Source organism: Kitasatospora sp. NPDC005856 (assembly GCF_040629945.1).
In the GTDB taxonomy this organism is placed as follows: Bacteria; Actinomycetota; Actinomycetes; order Streptomycetales; family Streptomycetaceae; genus Kitasatospora.
In genome coordinates, this window is sequence record NZ_JBEXWT010000009.1 from 74,977 (window position 1) to 90,967 (window position 15,991).

General features: G+C 73.4%; 10 protein-coding genes. 8 read left to right on the forward strand and 2 right to left on the reverse strand.

Going from position 1 to position 15,991, the window contains the following annotated elements; translation table 11 throughout:
- Nucleotide 1: 1 nt before the first annotated feature.
- The 8 genes from ABZ449_RS08215 (at nucleotide 2) to ABZ449_RS08250 (ending at nucleotide 13,623) form a co-directional block, all read left to right on the forward strand.
- Nucleotides 2-5,170 (forward strand): condensation domain-containing protein, encoded by a 5,169-nt coding sequence (locus ABZ449_RS08215; protein ID WP_360342146.1) that lies wholly within the window; start codon nucleotides 2-4, stop codon nucleotides 5,168-5,170.
- 2 nt (nucleotides 5,171-5,172) lie between these two features.
- A complete protein-coding gene (locus tag ABZ449_RS08220) occupies nucleotides 5,173-5,982 on the forward strand; it encodes a thioesterase domain-containing protein (RefSeq protein ID WP_360342149.1) in 810 nt (269 codons plus the stop codon).
- Nucleotides 5,973-7,580, forward strand: coding sequence for an acyl-CoA carboxylase subunit beta (locus ABZ449_RS08225; protein ID WP_360342152.1), 1,608 nt, complete (start codon nucleotides 5,973-5,975; stop codon nucleotides 7,578-7,580). Before ABZ449_RS08220 ends, ABZ449_RS08225 begins: the two co-directional genes overlap by 10 nt.
- Nucleotides 7,577-7,906, forward strand: coding sequence for an acyl-CoA carboxylase epsilon subunit (locus tag ABZ449_RS08230; protein ID WP_360342155.1), 330 nt, complete (start codon nucleotides 7,577-7,579; stop codon nucleotides 7,904-7,906). The genes ABZ449_RS08225 and ABZ449_RS08230 overlap by 4 nt, the downstream gene beginning before the upstream one ends.
- Complete coding sequence (locus ABZ449_RS08235; protein WP_360342158.1) at nucleotides 7,903-9,651, forward strand: fatty acyl-AMP ligase; 1,749 nt, start codon at nucleotides 7,903-7,905, stop codon at nucleotides 9,649-9,651. Before ABZ449_RS08230 ends, ABZ449_RS08235 begins: the two co-directional genes overlap by 4 nt.
- A 42-nt stretch (nucleotides 9,652-9,693) precedes the next feature.
- Nucleotides 9,694-11,214, forward strand: a complete 1,521-nt coding sequence (locus ABZ449_RS08240) for an amino acid adenylation domain-containing protein (RefSeq protein ID WP_360342161.1) — start codon at nucleotides 9,694-9,696, stop codon at nucleotides 11,212-11,214.
- A gap of 158 nt (nucleotides 11,215-11,372) precedes the next feature.
- Nucleotides 11,373-12,944 (forward strand): DHA2 family efflux MFS transporter permease subunit, encoded by a 1,572-nt coding sequence (locus ABZ449_RS08245; RefSeq protein WP_360342163.1) that lies wholly within the window; start codon nucleotides 11,373-11,375, stop codon nucleotides 12,942-12,944.
- An 85-nt stretch (nucleotides 12,945-13,029) separates the two neighbouring features.
- Nucleotides 13,030-13,623, forward strand: a complete 594-nt coding sequence (locus tag ABZ449_RS08250; protein ID WP_360342165.1) for a TetR family transcriptional regulator — start codon at nucleotides 13,030-13,032, stop codon at nucleotides 13,621-13,623.
- A gap of 150 nt (nucleotides 13,624-13,773) precedes the next feature.
- Here ABZ449_RS08250 and ABZ449_RS08255 read toward each other — a convergent pair whose 3' ends face one another.
- Both ABZ449_RS08255 and ABZ449_RS08260 read right to left on the reverse strand, forming a co-directional pair.
- Nucleotides 13,774-15,264, reverse strand: coding sequence for a S8 family serine peptidase (locus tag ABZ449_RS08255; protein WP_360342168.1), 1,491 nt, complete (start codon nucleotides 15,262-15,264; stop codon nucleotides 13,774-13,776).
- A 72-nt stretch (nucleotides 15,265-15,336) separates the two neighbouring features.
- Nucleotides 15,337-15,684, reverse strand: a complete 348-nt coding sequence (locus ABZ449_RS08260) for a hypothetical protein (protein WP_360342171.1) — start codon at nucleotides 15,682-15,684, stop codon at nucleotides 15,337-15,339.
- Nucleotides 15,685-15,991: the final 307 nt, after the last annotated feature.

A 15,991-nucleotide genomic window follows, 5' to 3' on the forward strand; every position in this document is an offset into this window, starting at 1 on the left:
TATGAACGCCCGTGACACCGAGGACATCCACGGCCTCTCGCCGATGCAGGAAGGCCTGCTCTTCCACACCCTGCAGAACCCCGACCGCGCCATGTACGTCCAGCAGCTCGCCCACTCCTACCTGGGCACCCTGGACGTGGCCGCGCTGCGCGCGGCCTGGCAGACCGTGGTCGACCGCCACTCCGTCCTGCGCAGTTCGTTCGCCTGGGAGCGCCTGGACAAGCCGCTCCAGCTGGTGCACCGCCAGGTGCCGGTGGAGTTCACCGAGCTGGACTGGACCGGCCTGGACGAGGCCGGGCGCGCCGAGCGCGAGCAGCGGCTGCTCCAGGAGGACCGAGAGCGCGGCTTCGACCTCGCCGCGCCCCCGCTGATGCGCTTCTACCTGGCCCGGCTGGGCGAGGACCGGCACCGCTTCGTGGTCAGCGTCCACCACCTGATCCTGGACGGCTGGTCCACCGGCGTGGTGCTGCGCGAGGTGGCCGCCGCCTACACCGCGCTGAGCGCGGGCCGGACCGTCGAGCTGCCCGAGCCGCGACCGTTCCGCGCCTACGTGGACTGGCTGCGCGGAAAGGACCCGGACCGCGCCGAGACGCACTGGCGCCGGGAGCTCAAGGGCGTCACCGGCCCGACCCCGCTGCTGGCCGACGCCCGGCCCGGTGCGGGCGGCGGCGAACAGCACGTGCGGGCCCTCGAGCTGTCCGAGGCGGACGCCGCGGCGGTCCTGGCCGCCGCCCGCGAGCGCCGGCTCACCCTCGGCACCTTCGTCCAGGGCGCCTGGGCACTGCTGCTCGCCCGCTACGCCGGCACCGCGGAGGCCGTCTTCGGCACCGTCTCCGCCGGCCGTCCGGCCGAGCTGGAGGGCTCCGAGGAGATGGTCGGCCTTTTCGTCAACACCCTTCCGACCCGTGTTCCGGTGGACCCGGCGGCGCGGGTCGGCGAGTGGCTGACCGACCTCCAGGAGGCGGTGGTGGCCACCCGCGAGCACGAGCACGTGCCGCTGACCCACATCCAGGAGTGGAGCGACGTCCCGGCCGGCACCGAGCTGTTCGAAACGGTCCAGGTGGTGCAGAACGCCCTCGACCCGTCGGTGCTCTTCGAGCGGTTCGCCGACCTGGAGGTGGCCGACCCGGTCTACTTCACCCGCACCAGCTTCCCGCTCACGCTCGCCGTGGTCCCCGGGGACCGGCCGCTGCTGCGCGTCATGTACGACTCCGAGTGGCTGTCCGACGCGATGGCCGAGCGACTGCTCGGCCATCTCGCCGCGCTGCTCGCCGAGCTGGCCGGTGACCCGGAGCGTACGCTCGGCCGGCTGCCGATGCTCACCCCCGGCGAGCTCGCCGAGCTGACCGGCGACGGCACGGCGGCCGAGCAGCCGGTCTCGCCGGTCGAGGTGGCCGCCGAGCACGCCCGGAGCCGTCCGGAGGCGATCGCCGTCTCCTCGGCCACCCGCACCCTCACGCGGGCCGAGCTGGAGTCCGCCGCCAACCGGCTGGCCCGCCACCTCGCCGGCCGGGGCGCGGGCAGCGGCGCCGTGGTCGCCGTCCTGCTGGCCGACCCGGTCGACGCGCTCACCGCGCAGCTGGCGGCCTGGAAGATCGGCGCCGTGGCCGCCCCGCTGGACGCGGCCCTCGACGCGCCCGCGCTCTGCGCCCTCCTCCAGGACCTGCGCCCGGCAGTCCTGTTGGCCGCCCCCGGTGCCGAGGCGCCGTCCGGGGACCACCGGGTGGTCCGTCTCGACGCCGAGGCACTGGCCGGCTGCTCCGACGCCCCGCTGGACCACGCGCCCCGGGGCACCGACCTCGCCCAGGCCGCCGTCAGCGCCGGTACCGAGGACGTTCCCAAGGCCGCCCTGCTCGACCACGCGGTCCTCGGCGCCGCCGCCGCCGCGCTGGCCGGGGCGCTCGGCCTGGGCGAGGACGACGCCGTGCTGCGCCACGCGCCGGCCGACTCCTACCTGGCGCTGGTGGAGGTGCTGGCGGCCCTGGCCACCGGGGCCCGGCTCGCCGTCCCGGCCGCACGGGCCTGTGGTGACGCCGCCGTCACCGCCGGCTCGGTCGCGGACGCGGTCAGGGAGACCGGTGCGACCTGCGCCGTGCTCACCCCGGCCGTGCTCGGCGCGCTGGACCCGCAGGCCGCGCCGCGCACGCTGGTGGTCACCGGTGAGCGCCTGCCGACCGGACGGGCCGCCGCCTGGGCCGGGACCGGCCGGACGGTGGTCTCGCTCTACGGCTCGGTCGAGACGGCCGGTGCGGCCGCTGCCGGCCGCACCACCGCGGCCGGCAGCGAGCCCGTCCGCCCGCTGGCCGGGCGCCGTGCGTACGTCCTCGGGCCCGAGGGAATCCCGCTGCCCGCCGGTGTGGCCGGTGAGCTGTACCTGGCCGGCCCGTCGCTGTCCCGCGGCTACCTCAACCGGCCGTCGCTGACCGTCCAGTCCTACCAGTCCGACCCGTTCGCCCCGGCCGGTCCGGAGCGGATGTTCCGCACCGGGGACCTGGCCCGCCGGACGGAGGACGGCGGTCTGGAACTGCTCGGCCGGGTGTCCGAGCGGATCACCGTGGCCGGCCGCAGCGCCCACCCCGCCCGGGTCGCCGACCTGCTCGGCGCCCACCCGGGGGTGGCCGCCGGCGCGGTCGCGGCCCGGGACGGGCAGGAGGGCCCCGGACTGACCGGCTACCTGGTGCCCGCCGAATCCGGCCCCGAGGGCGCCGACCGCCACGACCAGGTCGGCCAGTGGCGGCAGATCTACGAGCACACCTACGCCGACCGCGCCGACACCGGCGACGTGGAGTTCAACATCGTCGGCTGGAACAGCACCTTCACCGGGGGCGCGATCCCCGAGGAGGAGATGCGCGAGTGGCAGCAGGCCACCCTGGCGCAGCTCCGTGCCCAGCCGGGCGAGCGGATCCTGGAGATCGGCTGCGGCACCGGCATGCTGCTGCTGCCGCTCTCCCGCGAGCGTGCCCAGTACTGGGGCACCGACCTGTCGCCCGCTGCCCTCGACTACGTCCGCGAGCAGCTGGCCGCCCCCGCGTACGCGAACGCCGACGTCACCCTGCTGGAGCGCGAGGCGCAGGACTTCACCGGCATTCCCGAGGGCCACTTCGACCTGGTCGTGATCAACTCGGTGATCCAGTACTTCCCGGACGACGCCTACCTGCGGCGGGTGCTGGACAACGCGGTGCGTGCCCTGCGCCCCGGCGGGCGGATCTTCGCCGGCGACATCCGCAACCTCGCCACGCTGGACGCGATGCACCTGTCGGTCCAGTTCGCCAACAGCCCGGAGGACCGGCCCGCCCGGGACACCTGGCTGGCCGGCCGGGCCCGTGCCCGGCAGGAGGAGGAGCTGGTCCTCGACCCGCAGTGGTTCCACCGCTTCGCCGCCGAGGCCGCGCCGGGTGCGGTGGCCCGGATCGCGGCCAAGCGCGGCCGGGCCCGCAACGAGCTGACCTGCTACCGCTACGACGTGCTGGTGGACCTCGCCGACGGCCAGGCCGTACCGGCCGGAACCGTCCGGGCCTGGCGGGAGGGCGGCCCGCAGGTCGCCGAGTTGCTCGCCGGGGGCGCGGACAGCGTGCTGCTCACCGAGGTGCCGGACGCCCGGGTCGCCGAGGCCGTCGAGGCCCTCGCCCGGCTGGCGCGTGGCGGCGCTCCCGCCACCACGGGCCGGCTGATCGAGGCGGTGGCCGTGCCGGGCGCCGACCCAGAGGACCTGTACCGGGCGGCCGAGGCCGCCGGCTACCGGGCCGACGTGCTGGTCGGTGCCACGCCCGGAACCGTGGACGCGCTGTTCACGCGCGTCGGCTCGCCGGCCGAGGGGGCCGCGGCCCGCTCCGCCCTGTGGCGCGGCGCCCGGCCCACAGTGCCCGCCGCGCACGAGCGGCTGGCCAACGACCCGTTGGTGCAGCGCCGTGACTCCCGGCTGCTGACCGAACTCCAGTCCTCGGCCGAGCGCGAGCTGCCCGCCGCGGCCGTCCCGCACGACTACCTGGTCCTGCCCGGCCTGCCCACCACCCGCGACGGCCGTACCGACCACGCGCTGCTGCGCGCGCTGCGCGGCTCCGGCCGGGCCCGCCGCCGCGACCTGGTCGCGCCTCGGGACACCACCGAGCTGCTGGTCGCCCAGGTCTGGGAGGACGTGCTCGGGGCCCGCCCGATCGGGGCCACCGACAACTTCTTCGAGCTCGGCGGCCACTCGCTGGTCGCCATGCGGGTGGTCTCCCGCCTCCAGCGGCAGTTCAACCGCGACCTCACGCTGGCCGACCTGCTCAACCACCCGACCGTCGAGGAACTGGCCGCGGTGCTGCGCGAGGGGGCCGGCGGCCCGGGCCGCTCGCCGGTGGTCACCCTCCAGCCCGAGGGCGAGCAGCCGCCGTACTTCCTGGTCCACCCGTCGGGCGGCAACCTGCTGGTCTACCAGTTCCTGGCCGAGCGGCTGGCCCCCGAGGTCCCGGTGTACATGCTGGAGACCCCGGAACTCGACCGCTTCGCGTCCGTCGAGGAGCTGGCCGCGCACTACGCGGACGCCGTGCGGGCCACCGTGCCCAGCGGGCCCTATCGTCTGGGCGGGCTCTCCTTCGGCGGCCTGGTCGCCTTCGAGACCGCCCGGCAGCTGGCCGAGGCCGGCGAGCGGGTCGAGCTGGTCACCATGTTCGAGTCCTCGCTGGCCGGCACCGTCCCCGCGGACATCAGCGAGGAGGACCTGCTCGCCTACCGCACCGTCCACTTCACCCACGTCTTCGAGCTGATCTTCGGGCGGAGGATCCCGCTCACCGAGGAGGAACTGCGCGGTCTGGACGCCGAGCAGCAGCTGAAGGTGCTCTACCAGCGGATCGACGAGTCCTTCCCCGGCGACCTGGCGACCGGCCTGCTGCACCGCACCGTGCGGGACGTGCAGATCGTGCGCGGGCTGATCCGCCACTACCGGCCGCGCGCCACCGAGGTCCCGGTGTCGCTCTTCATCGGCCTGGAGCCGATGCCCCCGCACCTGAACGACCCCGAGTTCTACCGCGGCGACCGCGCCCTGGGCTGGGACGCCCACCTGTCCCGGCTGCGTCTGGTGGACACCCCCGGCAACCACCTCAGCCTGCTCAACCCGCCGCACGTCGAGACCCTCGCCGGGCACGTGCGCGACCTGATGCGCGAGACGTCGGCCACCCCGAAGGAGGCGTGAGCGTGCCCGTCGTCCCCCAGGACCCCGCTGCGCTGTGGTTCCGGTGCTTCGAGCCCCGGCCGCACGCCGCCTGGCGGCTGTTCGCCTTCCCGTTCGCGGGCAGCGGCGCCGCCGTCTACCGGCCGTGGACCGTTCACCTGCCGTCCACCGTCGAGCTCCGGGCGGTCCAGCTGCCCGGTCGGCAGGACCGGATCGCCGAACCGGCCGAGCACGACCTGGCCGAGCTGGTCGGCCGGCTCGCGGACGAGATCGAACCCCTGCTGACGGAGCGTCCGTTCGCCTTCTTCGGGCACAGCATGGGGGCGCTGCTCGCCGTCGAGCTGACGCGTGAACTGCGCCGCCGGGGCGCCCCGCAGCCGCTCGCGCTCGGTCTCTCCGGCTGGCCCAACCCGCGTGGCGGGCTGCCGCGCGAGAGCTACGAGGGCCTGTCCGACGAGCAGTTCCTCGACCGGGTCACCCGCCTCGGCGGGATCCCGGACGAGGTGCTCGCCGCCCCGGAGCTGCTGGACCTGGTACTGCCCACGCTGCGGGCCGACTTCACGGTGGTGGAGAGCCACGTCTACCGCGAGCAGGAGCCGTTCGACCTGCCCGTCTCGGTGTTCGGTGGCACCGGCGACCCGTTCACCGTGGCCGGGGGCCTGGCCGACTGGCAGTACGAGACCTCGTCCGCCACCACCGTGCGGCAGTACCCCGGACGGCACTTCTACCTGCTGCAGCACGCACCCGCCGTACTCGGCGCTTTCGCCGCCGACGTCCGCGCGGCGCTCGACGCGACCGAGGGGCGCACCAAGGAGGACCTGGCATGGCGATAGAGACGGTGCGCAGGGAGGGGGGCGCGCCGACGTCCCTGCCCGTACCGCCCACCACCACCGAGCGGCTGGACGACTTCAGACGCCGCCGGGAGGAGGCCTGGCGGGCCTCCTCCGAAGCGGCGATCGAGAAGCAGCACGCCAAGGGGAAGCTCACCGCCCGCGAGCGGGTCGAGCGCCTCCTCGACGAGGGCTCCTTCGTGGAGTTCGACGCGTTCGCCCGGCACCGCCACCACGGGCTCGGCATGGCGGACACCCGTCCGTACGGGGACGGTGTGATCACCGGCCACGGCACCGTCGACGGCCGCCAGGTGTGCGTGTACGCCCAGGACTTCACCGTCTTCGGCGGCAGTCTCGGAGAGGTGTTCGGCGAGAAGATCATCAAGGTGATGGACTTCGCGCTGAAGACCGGCTGCCCGGTCATCGGCATCAACGACTCCGGCGGCGCCCGCATCCAGGAGGGCGTGGTCGCGCTCGCGTACTACGCCGAGCTGGCACGCCGGCACACCGCGGCCTCCGGGGTGGTCCCGCAGATCTCGCTGCTGATGGGCCCGTGCGCGGGCGGCGCGGTCTACGTGCCGGCCATCACCGACTTCGTGGTGATGGTGGACCGTACCTCGCACATGTTCGTCACCGGGCCGGAGGTGCTGCAGGCCGTCACCGGCCAGGTGGTGGACCGCGAGGAACTCGGCGGGGCGCGCACCCACAGCGAGGTCTCCGGCAACGCGCACTACCTCGCGGCCGACGAGCAGGACGCCTTCGAGTACGTCCGCACCCTGCTCTCCTACCTGCCGGCCAACAACCTCGACGAGGCGCCGAGCTACCTCGCCGAGGAGCCGGCACCGGGCGCCGCGGCCGAACTCGACGCGATCCTGCCCGAGGACCCGAACCGGCCGTACGACATGCAGGAGATCATCCGCCGGGTGGTCGACGGCGGTGAACTGCTGGAGGTCCAGCCGATGTTCGCGCGGAACATGATCTGCGGCCTGGCCCGGGTGGACGGCCGGAGCGTCGGGGTACTGGCCAACCAGCCCATGCACCTGGCCGGCGTGATCGACATCGACGCCAGCGAGAAGGCGGCCAGGTTCGTCCGCTTCTGCGACTCCTTCGGCATCCCCGTGCTCACCTTCACCGACGTGCCGGGCTTCCTGCCCGGACCGGACCAGGAACGGCTCGGCATCGTCCGGCGCGGGGCCAAGCTGATCTTCGCCTACGCCGAGGCCACCGTGCCGACGGTGACGGTGGTGGTCCGCAAGGCCTTCGGCGGCGGCTACGCCGTGATGGGCTCCAAGCACCTGGGAGTGGACGTCAACCTGGCCTGGCCCACCGCCGAGATCGCCGTGATGGGCGGCGACGGCGCGGTGAGCGTGCTCTACCGGCGGCAGATCCAGCAGGCCGAGGACCCGGTGGCGGAGAGCGCGCGGCTGCGCCGGGCGTACGAGGAGGAACTGTGCAACCCCTACGTGGCCGCCGACCGCGGCTACGTCGACGCGGTGATCCTCCCGTCGGAGACCCGCGAGCAGGTGATCCGGGCGCTGGCCGCACTGCGCGGCAAACGGCTCCCGGTGCAGCCGAAGAAGCACGGGAACATCCCGCTGTGACCCGCCGCCCCGTGCCGGCGGCGCCCGAGCCCGGCGTGCTGGGGGTCGTCCGCGGCAACCCGACCGAGGAGGAACTGGCCGCCGCGCTGGTCGCCCTCATGCTGCTCGGCCGGCGCTCCGCCGGCCGGGCGGCCCCCTCCGCCTGGCACCAGCACGCCCGGCGCAGCGTGCTGCGCCACTCGCTGGCCCCGCCCGTCGGCTGGCGCCCACCGGCCGGGCCCGCGGGCTCCGGCCTGCGCCGACCCGAAGGCGCACCCGTCCCGGGTCCGTCCCCCTCCGCCCCCCGCCAGGCACCGACTTCCGCGAAGCGAGGTACCCGTCCATGAACCCCGCCGAACCCGACCCCGCCACCTTCCGCACGCTCTCCGAGGCCCTGCGACTGCGAGCCGAGCGGCAGCCCGACGCGGTCAGCCACGTCTTCCTGCGCGACGGCGAGGAGCCGGCCCGGGAACTGACCTACCGGCAGCTGGAGACCGCGGCCCGGGCCCGGGCGGCCGCCCTGCACGAGGCAGGGCTGTCCGGCGGGAACGCGGTGATGCTCTATCCGACCGGGCCGGAGTTCGTCCAAGCCCTGGCCGCCTGCTGGCTGGCCGGGGTGGTCGGCGCGCCGGTCCAGGTGCCGACCCGCTCGCGCGGGCTGCAGCGGCTGCGCCGGATCGCCGACGACGCCGGCACCACCACCGTGCTGACCACCTCCGAGGTCAAGCACGACCTGGAGGAGCGCTTCGGTACCCTGCCGGAGCTGGCCGGTCTGACCCTGCTGGCCACCGACACCGTCCCGGACGGACCGGCCGAGGCGTGGCCCGGACTCCCGGACCCCGGCCCGCAGGACGTCGCGCTGCTCCAGTACACCTCCGGCTCCACCAGCGACCCCAAGGGCGTACTGGTCACGCACGACAACTTCCTGCACAACGCCGCCGAGACCGTCGAGCTGTGGCCCGCCGGTTCGGACGGCAGGGTGGTCTCCTGGCTGCCGCTCTTCCACGACATGGGCCTGCTGTTCGGGGTGGTGCTTCCGGTCTGGGCGGGTCTGCCGGCCCACCTGATGGCCCCCGAGGCGTTCATCCGCCGCCCGGCCCGCTGGCTGGAGGCGATCTCGCGGTTCCGCGGCACGCACGCCGCCGCGCCCAGCTTCGCCTACGAGCTGTGCGTGCAGGCGGCGCAGGAGGGCAAGGTCGGCCCCGGACTGGACCTGTCCTCCTGGCGGGTGGCGGTCAACGGTGCCGAGCCGGTGCGCTGGCAGGTGGTCAGGTCCTTCGCCGAGACCTTCGCGGCCGCGGGCTTCGACGAGCGCGCCATGTGCCCCGGCTACGGCCTCGCCGAGAACACCCTCAAGGCCACCGGCGCCCGCCAGGACCGGCCCGTCTCGGTGCTCTGGCTCGACTCCGCCGCGCTGGGGGAGGGCTGGGTGTCACCGGGGCGCGAAGGCGACGAAGAGGTGGTCCCGGTGGTCGGCTGTGGTTCCGCCGTCCCCGGCACCACCGTGCTGATCGTCGACCCGGAAACCGGGCTGGCCTGCCCGTCGGACGTCGTCGGCGAGATCTGGATCAGCGGCCCGTGCGTAGCGGGCGGCTACCGGGAGCGGCCGGAGGAGAGCGAGGAGACCTTCCGCGCCCGCCTCGCCGACGGCGCGCCGGGCGGCCCGGCCTTCCTCCGCACCGGCGACCTCGGCTTCCGCCACGAGGGCGAGTTGTACGTCACCGGTCGGCTCAAGGACGTGCTGATCCGCAAGGGCCGCAACTTCTACCCGCAGGACATCGAGCTCTCCGCCGAGCGCGCCGTCCCCGGGCTGCGCCCCAACTGCGCGGCGGCGTTCAGCGTCGACGACGGGCTCTCCGAGCGGTTGGTCGTGGTCGTCGAGGCGGACGGCAGGGTGCTGCGCGGCACCGGCGTCGAGACGCTGCGCGAGAGCGTCCGGGAGGCGGTGCTGGACGCCCAACGCCTCGTGGTGGACGACGTGGTGATCGTCCGCCGGGGCGCGGTGCCGAAGACCTCCAGCGGCAAGGTCCAGCGCCGGGCGTGCCGGATGCACTACCTGGACGGCACCCTCGACGCCGTCCCCGCCGGCTGACGCCGGGCCTTCCGAATCCCGAACGAGAGAGGAACCCCCAGCATGTCGAACGCAGCACCCCCCGGGGCCCGGATCGACGAGGTCTTCGCCGCCGTGCTCGCCCGCGCCCCCGAGGCGGTGGCGGTGAGCGACGGTGACCGCGAGGTCGGTTACGCCGAATTGTGGGAGGAGGCGGGCCGGGTCGCCGCCGTGCTCGCCGAGCAGGGCGTGGCACCCGGCGGCGCGGTCGGCCTGCGGGTGCAGCGGGGCTGGCGGGTGGTGGCCGGCATCCTGGGCATCTGGCGGCACGGCTCCGGCTTCGTGCCGATCGATCCGCGCTACCCGAGCGTCCGCCAGGAGTACATCCTCCGCGACGCCGGCCTGCGCCGGCTGGTGACCGAGGACGCCGCGGGCGAGTTGGTGATCGAGGAGGTCGAGAGCGGGGTGCCCGCCGCCGAGGTCCCGGCCGACCTCGCGTACGTCATCCACACCTCCGGATCGACCGGCGACCCCAAGGGGGTGCCGATCCGCCACACCCAGGTGCTGGCGCTGCTGGCCGGTTGCGCCGAGTCCTACGACACCGGGCCGTCGGACGTCTGGTCCTTCTTCCACTCGCACAGCTTCGACTTCAGCGTCTGGGAGATCTGGGGCGCGCTGCTCTCCGGCGGCCGGGTGGTCGTGGTGCCGCAGGAGGCGGCCACCGATCCCGCGGTCTTCGCCGCCTTCCTGGCGGACCGGGGCGTCACGATGCTGAGTCAGGTGCCCTCGGTCTTCGGGCACCTGGTGCGGGCCTTGGAGGCCGAGCCGCGTGCGCTGCCCGCGCTGCGTCACGTGGTGTTCGGCGGCGAGGCGGTCAACCCCCAGGTCCTGCTGCGCTGGTACGAGCTGGGCGTGGCGCCCGAGGCACGGCTGTTCAACATGTACGGGATCACCGAGATCACCGTGCACGCCACCGTCAAGCGGCTCACCCCGCAGGAGCTGCGGTCGCCGAGCGTCGGCACGCCGATCGGGCGCGCGCTGCCGCACCTGCGGATCGCCCTGCTGGAGGACGGCCGACCGGTGCCGCCCGGGCTGCCGGGGGAGATCCACATCAGCGGCGCGGCGGTCGCCGACGGCTACCTGGGGCGGCCGGAGCTGACGGCGCAGCGCTTCGTCCACCTTCCGGAGCTCGACGGGGGCGGACCCTGGTACCGCAGCGGCGACTACGCGGTGGAGCGGCCGGACGGTGAGTACGAGTTCCTCGGCCGCCGGGACGACCAGGTGAAGATCCGCGGCTTCCGGATCGAGCTGGGCGAGATCGAGGCGGTACTGGCCGAGCAGCAGCAGGTGCGGGAGGGCGCGGTCGTGGTCGCCGGGTCGGTGCAGGGCGAGCCGATGCTGGTCGCCTGCTTCGTCCCGGCGGGTGGTGCGGACCCGGGGGAGGCGGCCGGGATGGCGGCCGAGCTGGGGGCGGGGCTGGCCGAGCGTCTGCCCAAGCACCTGGTACCCGGCCGGTTCGTTCCGGTCCGCGAGCTGCCGCTGACGTTCTCGGGGAAGCTCGACCGTTCGGCGCTGGCCCGTCGGATCGCCCAGGAGAACGGCTGAATCGAGGCGGATCTCCCGGACCGGATTGCCATCAGAAGTGACATGCACTAAAAAATGAGAGTGACTGTCAAATAGATGGCCATGCCGAATTCCGGTCGGGTCCGGGTGCGCACGCCCCGGACCCGACCGGTCCGGTCAGTCGGGAGGAAGCGGAAGAGATGAACGGCAATGCGGTGATGACGCCGTATCCCAAGCGGTGGTGGGCGCTCAGTGCGCTGGTGGTCAGCTTGTTGGTCATCGGCCTGGACATCACGATCCTGAACGTGGCCCTTCCGACGCTGGCCACCGACCTGGACGCGACCAACGGTGACCTCCAGTGGATCGCCGACTCCTACACGCTGGTCTTCGCGGGCCTGCTGCTGCCGGCCGGCGTGCTGGGCGACCGGTACGGGCGCAGGTTGTTGATCCTGATCGGCCTGGTGGTCTTCGGTGCGGCCTCCGCGCTCAGCGCGTGGTCCCCCGGAACGACGGAGCTGATCTGGGCCAGGGCCCTGCTGGGCGTCGGCGCCGCGATCATCACGCCGCTGAGCCTGTCGATCCTGCCGGCCATGTTCCCCGAGGAGGAGCGCGGCAAGGCGATCGCGGTCTGGTCGACCGGCATGGTGGTCGGCCTGCCGCTCGGGCCGATCCTCGGCGGCTACCTGATCGAGCACTTCTGGTGGGGCTCGGTCTTCCTGATCAACGTGCCGGTGATCGCCGTCGGCGTGGTGTTCGCGGCGCTCCTGCTGCCGGAGTCACGCGACCCGGCCAAGCCGGGAGTGGACGCGGTCGGCGGCCTGCTCTCCACGGTCGGCCTGTGCAGCCTGTTGTTCGGGATCATCGAGGGCCCGCGCCGGGGTTGGGGCAGCGGCTGGATCGTGCTGACCCTGGCCGCGGGCGCGGTGCTGCTGGTGGTCTTCGTGATCTGGGAGTCCCGGGTCCGCCGGCCGCTGATCGACCTGTCGCTCTTCACCAACCGGGCCTTCACAGTGGCCACCGCCGCCCTCGCGGTGCTCTCCTTCGTGCTCTACGGCATCCTCTTCGTGATTCCCCAGTACCTCCAGGTGGTGCTGGAGAACTCGGCGTTGGGCACCGGGGTGAAGCTGCTGCCGCTGGTGCTCGCCTACATGCTGGGTGCCGCCGTGAGCGATCCGCTGACCTCCCGGATCGGTGAGCGCTGGTCGGTCTCGGGCGGCCTGGCGGTACTGGCGGCCGGCAGTGGGGTGATGGCCGGGATCGACGCGGACAGCACCTTCTCGCTGGCCGCCGTCGCGATGGTGGTCCTCGGTGTCGGCCTCGGTGTCGCGCTGCCGCCGTGTGTCGAATTGGTGATGGGGGCGCTGCCGGCGGACCGGACCGGCAGTGGTACGGCGCTCACCACCGCACTGCGCCAGGTCGGCGGTGCGGTCGGGATCGCGGTGCTCGGCTCGATGCTCGCCGCCATCTACACCGACCGCCTGGGCGGCGCCGCCGACGGGCTCCCGGAGAAGCTGCGCGGGCCGGTGACGGACTCGGTGGCCGCCGCGAGCGCGGTCGCGGACGGCCTGGGTGCGGCGGGTGAGCCGCTGCGTCGTGCCGCCTATTCCGCCTTCACAGATGGGATGGACTCTCTTTCAGTAGTTTGTAGTATTGTCGCGCTCATCGGCGTGGCAGTGGTGGCCGCGTTCCTCCCGGCCAGGACGGCCGGGACGGGTGCTGCGGCTGTCGGGAGCCCGGATCACGTCAAGGTCTCAGGGGAATCGCAGGCCTGAGCGAAAGACGCCGACCCGCCGGCCGGAAACGGCGACGGTTCCGGTCCGGCGTCTCTCCCAGCAGCTACGAAGGGACCTCCGGTTCATGTCCTCAGCGCCAGGTCTGCGCGAGCGCAAGAAGATCAAAACCCGGAAACTCATCAGGCAGGAGGCGTTGCGGCTCTTCCTGGAATCCGGGTACGAGGAGACCACGGTCGAGCAGATCGCCGAGGCGGCCGAGATTTCGCCGAGCACCTTCTTCCGGTACTTCCCGAGCAAGGAGCACGTGGTCTTCGCCGACGAGTACGAGCCGCTGCTGGAACACGCGATCGCCAGTCGGTGCACGGACGAGCCGCTGGTCGTGGCCGTGCGCAACAGCGCAGTCGAGCTGAGTCGGACGACTCTGGCCGCGGACCGCGCGGAACTGCTGCTCCGCATGCAGCTGATCGACCGGGTGCCCGCACTGCGCTCCCGGCTGCCGCAGCACCAGAAGGACGAGACCGGCTTCGTGGCGGAGCTGGTCGCCCGCCGGCTTGACTGCGAGCCGGACTCGTTCCGGGTCCAGCTGCTGGTCAGTGTGCTCGGCACGATCGTGGTCGAGGTACTGCTCACCTGGGCCCGGCACAACGGTGAGCGGTCGCTGGAGGAGATGTTCGTCGAGGCCTTCGCCGGCGTCGCCGAGGCCTTCGACGAGATCTGACCGCAGCTCGGCGCGGCACCGCTCAGGCGTCCCCGGCACCCCTCGGGTGCCGGGGACGCCTGTGTCTGCCAGGCTGACGGGCCGACGGGGCCCTAGGCGGCCACTCGTGCACGTCCGGTCGGACGTCGGCCTTCTCAGGAGTGGGCCTCCTCAGAAGTGGGCCTTCGCGAACGCCAGGGCCGCGCTCACGTTGGCGAGTCCCGGCCCGGTGGCCTCGTCCGGGCCCGGCCCGGCCGGATTGTTGAACCGGCGGTGGTTGTGGCCGGCGGTGACGTCGGTGGCGGTCTTCACGAGCGCCTCCGTCACCTGCTCGACCGTCATGTTCGGTCGGCCGTTCTGGCCGAGCAGGACGGCGGCGGCACCGGCGATCTGCGGGGCGGCCGCCGAGGTGCCCGAGAAGAGCGCCCAGGCGTCGACGGAGGTCGTGCCGTCGGGAGTGTCCGGCAGCTGCCCGTCACTCGGCCGGCTCTGGTCGATGTCGAGCTCGCAGCCCGGCTGCACGGGGAGCATCAGGTACTGGGCCCGCGGCATCATCCCCACCAGCCCGCAGACGGTGGGCACGACTTCGCCGGGGAACCACGGACTGGCGTACCCGCTCGCGTAGTCGGAGGCCTGGACGCCGAGACCGGGACCGACGAACACGCCGCCCGCCGCGATGACCCCGGGGACCTGCGGCTCGACCGAGAAGTGCCCGTTGCCGGCGGAGAACACCACCACGATGCCCTTCTCCACCGCGTCCTTGATCTCCAGGATCCAGACCCGGGACGCCGCGGGCGGGTGCGTGGACAGGGGCGGGAAGTCGAGGTCGCCGCCCCAGGAGTTGGTGAGCACCTTCGGGTGGGCGGCCTTCGCCTTGAGGAACCCGGCCACCGCGCTGACCAGGTTGCCGCTGTCGTCGCTGGCCCGGAAGAACTTCAGCTTCGCACCGGGGGCCACGGCGAAGATGTTGGCCGACTCGCCCGTCCCGTGTCCGATCGGGTCCTTGGCGGGGCTGGTCCCCGGCACCATGGCGACGACGGGATCGACGTCGTAGCCCTGCAGGGCGAAGTAGGGGTGCGCGTAGTGTCCGGTGTCCACCATGGCGACGTCCACGCCCGCGCCCACCGCGCCCTGTGCGTGCGCGGCGGTGGCGCCGAGCAGCATGGACACGTCGCCGGGGAGCCGCAGGTGGAACTTGCTCACGTTCGGCGGTTGCGGGCTCGGCGACAGGTGGTAGCAGGAACGCGGCTGTTCGAGCACGACGGCCTCGATGTCGTCGGCGTCCGGCGCGGCGCCCACGCCCCGGGCCTCCGGCTGGCCCGGGCCCACCAGGTCGAGGTGGGTCACGTAGCGGCGGCGGCCGACCGACACGCGCTGGAGGGCCTCGTACGAGGTGACCCGGCCACCGGTCAACTGCTCGTAGGCCGCCGGCGATCCGTAGACCGTGAAGCCCAGCCGGCTCTCGGCGGTGACGGTGAGCCCGACGGCCTCCGCCCGCTCCTTGGCCCGGGCGCGGATGTCCTCACTGGCCCGGTACGGTGCGGCCGAGCTCAAGTCGGTCGCCTCGGTCATCGGCGTTCCGCCCTCCGACCGCGCCGACACGTAGCCGAACACCAGGTCGGGAGGGGGCTGCCCGTTCTGCGTTGTCGTGGGAAGCATCATGACTCCTCGGGGGATGAACCGGGCGTCGGGTGCCCGGGAAAGAAGCTGTCGTGAGTCGTGAGTCGTGAGTCGTCAGTCGTCGGGGGAGTGGAGTTCGGGCATCGGCAGCACGGTGACGGACCGCACCGCCTCCCGGAGTTCGTCCGGGACGGGCAGTGCCTCCGCGCCCGAGGGGTCGACCGGACCGTGCCCGAACGCTTCGCGGAACCGCGCCGTCGGGCCCGTGGCCAGCGCACCGGCCGCCATCGGCAGGACCGAGATCCCGCGCTCGGCGCACCAGTTCCGCAGGGCGTCGAGCTGCGCCCCGCCGCCGGCCCGCAGTTCGACGACGGCCTCGACGGCGCCCGGTCCGGTGCCTCGTCCGGTGCCTCGTCCGGCGCCTCGCCCGGTGCCGGGCCCGTGGCCCTGTGCCGCGTCCATGGTTCCTAGGCGGCCGCCCGGGGCGGGGCAGCCACTCTCCCGGTCGGCCGGTGCATCGCGGCCCGAGCGGCCGGGTACTCCGGGCAACCGGCCCGCGGCGGGCGACGCCCGGGATCGTTGATCGTCTCGGCAGTCATGGAAACCTCCCATGAGCCCTGTAAACGTCGAAGCAAGATTTACATGCCACATTTACGTTGTATCTTCAGCGTGCGCGCCGCGCCGTGCTGAGTCAAGGCCGTGCTGGTACGCACCGGCAAGGGAGCCGGGCCACAGTGGATCCCGTGTACGTTGTCAGCTTCCCCCGCCT

Excerpts from the sequence above, each read along its gene's own strand:
- ABZ449_RS08245 (WP_360342163.1), top strand. The coding sequence starts at position 11,373 with ATGAACGGCAATGCGGTGATGACGCCGTATCCCAAGCGGTGGTGGGCG.
- ABZ449_RS08235 (WP_360342158.1), top strand. The coding sequence starts at position 7,903 with ATGAACCCCGCCGAACCCGACCCCGCCACCTTCCGCACGCTCTCCGAG.
- ABZ449_RS08225 (WP_360342152.1), top strand. The coding sequence starts at position 5,973 with ATGGCGATAGAGACGGTGCGCAGGGAGGGGGGCGCGCCGACGTCCCTG.
- ABZ449_RS08240 (WP_360342161.1), top strand. The coding sequence starts at position 9,694 with ATGTCGAACGCAGCACCCCCCGGGGCCCGGATCGACGAGGTCTTCGCC.
- ABZ449_RS08250 (WP_360342165.1), top strand. The coding sequence starts at position 13,030 with ATGTCCTCAGCGCCAGGTCTGCGCGAGCGCAAGAAGATCAAAACCCGG.
- ABZ449_RS08215 (WP_360342146.1), top strand. The coding sequence starts at position 2 with ATGAACGCCCGTGACACCGAGGACATCCACGGCCTCTCGCCGATGCAG.
- ABZ449_RS08260 (WP_360342171.1), bottom strand. The coding sequence starts at position 15,684 with ATGGACGCGGCACAGGGCCACGGGCCCGGCACCGGGCGAGGCGCCGGA.
- ABZ449_RS08255 (WP_360342168.1), bottom strand. The coding sequence starts at position 15,264 with ATGATGCTTCCCACGACAACGCAGAACGGGCAGCCCCCTCCCGACCTG.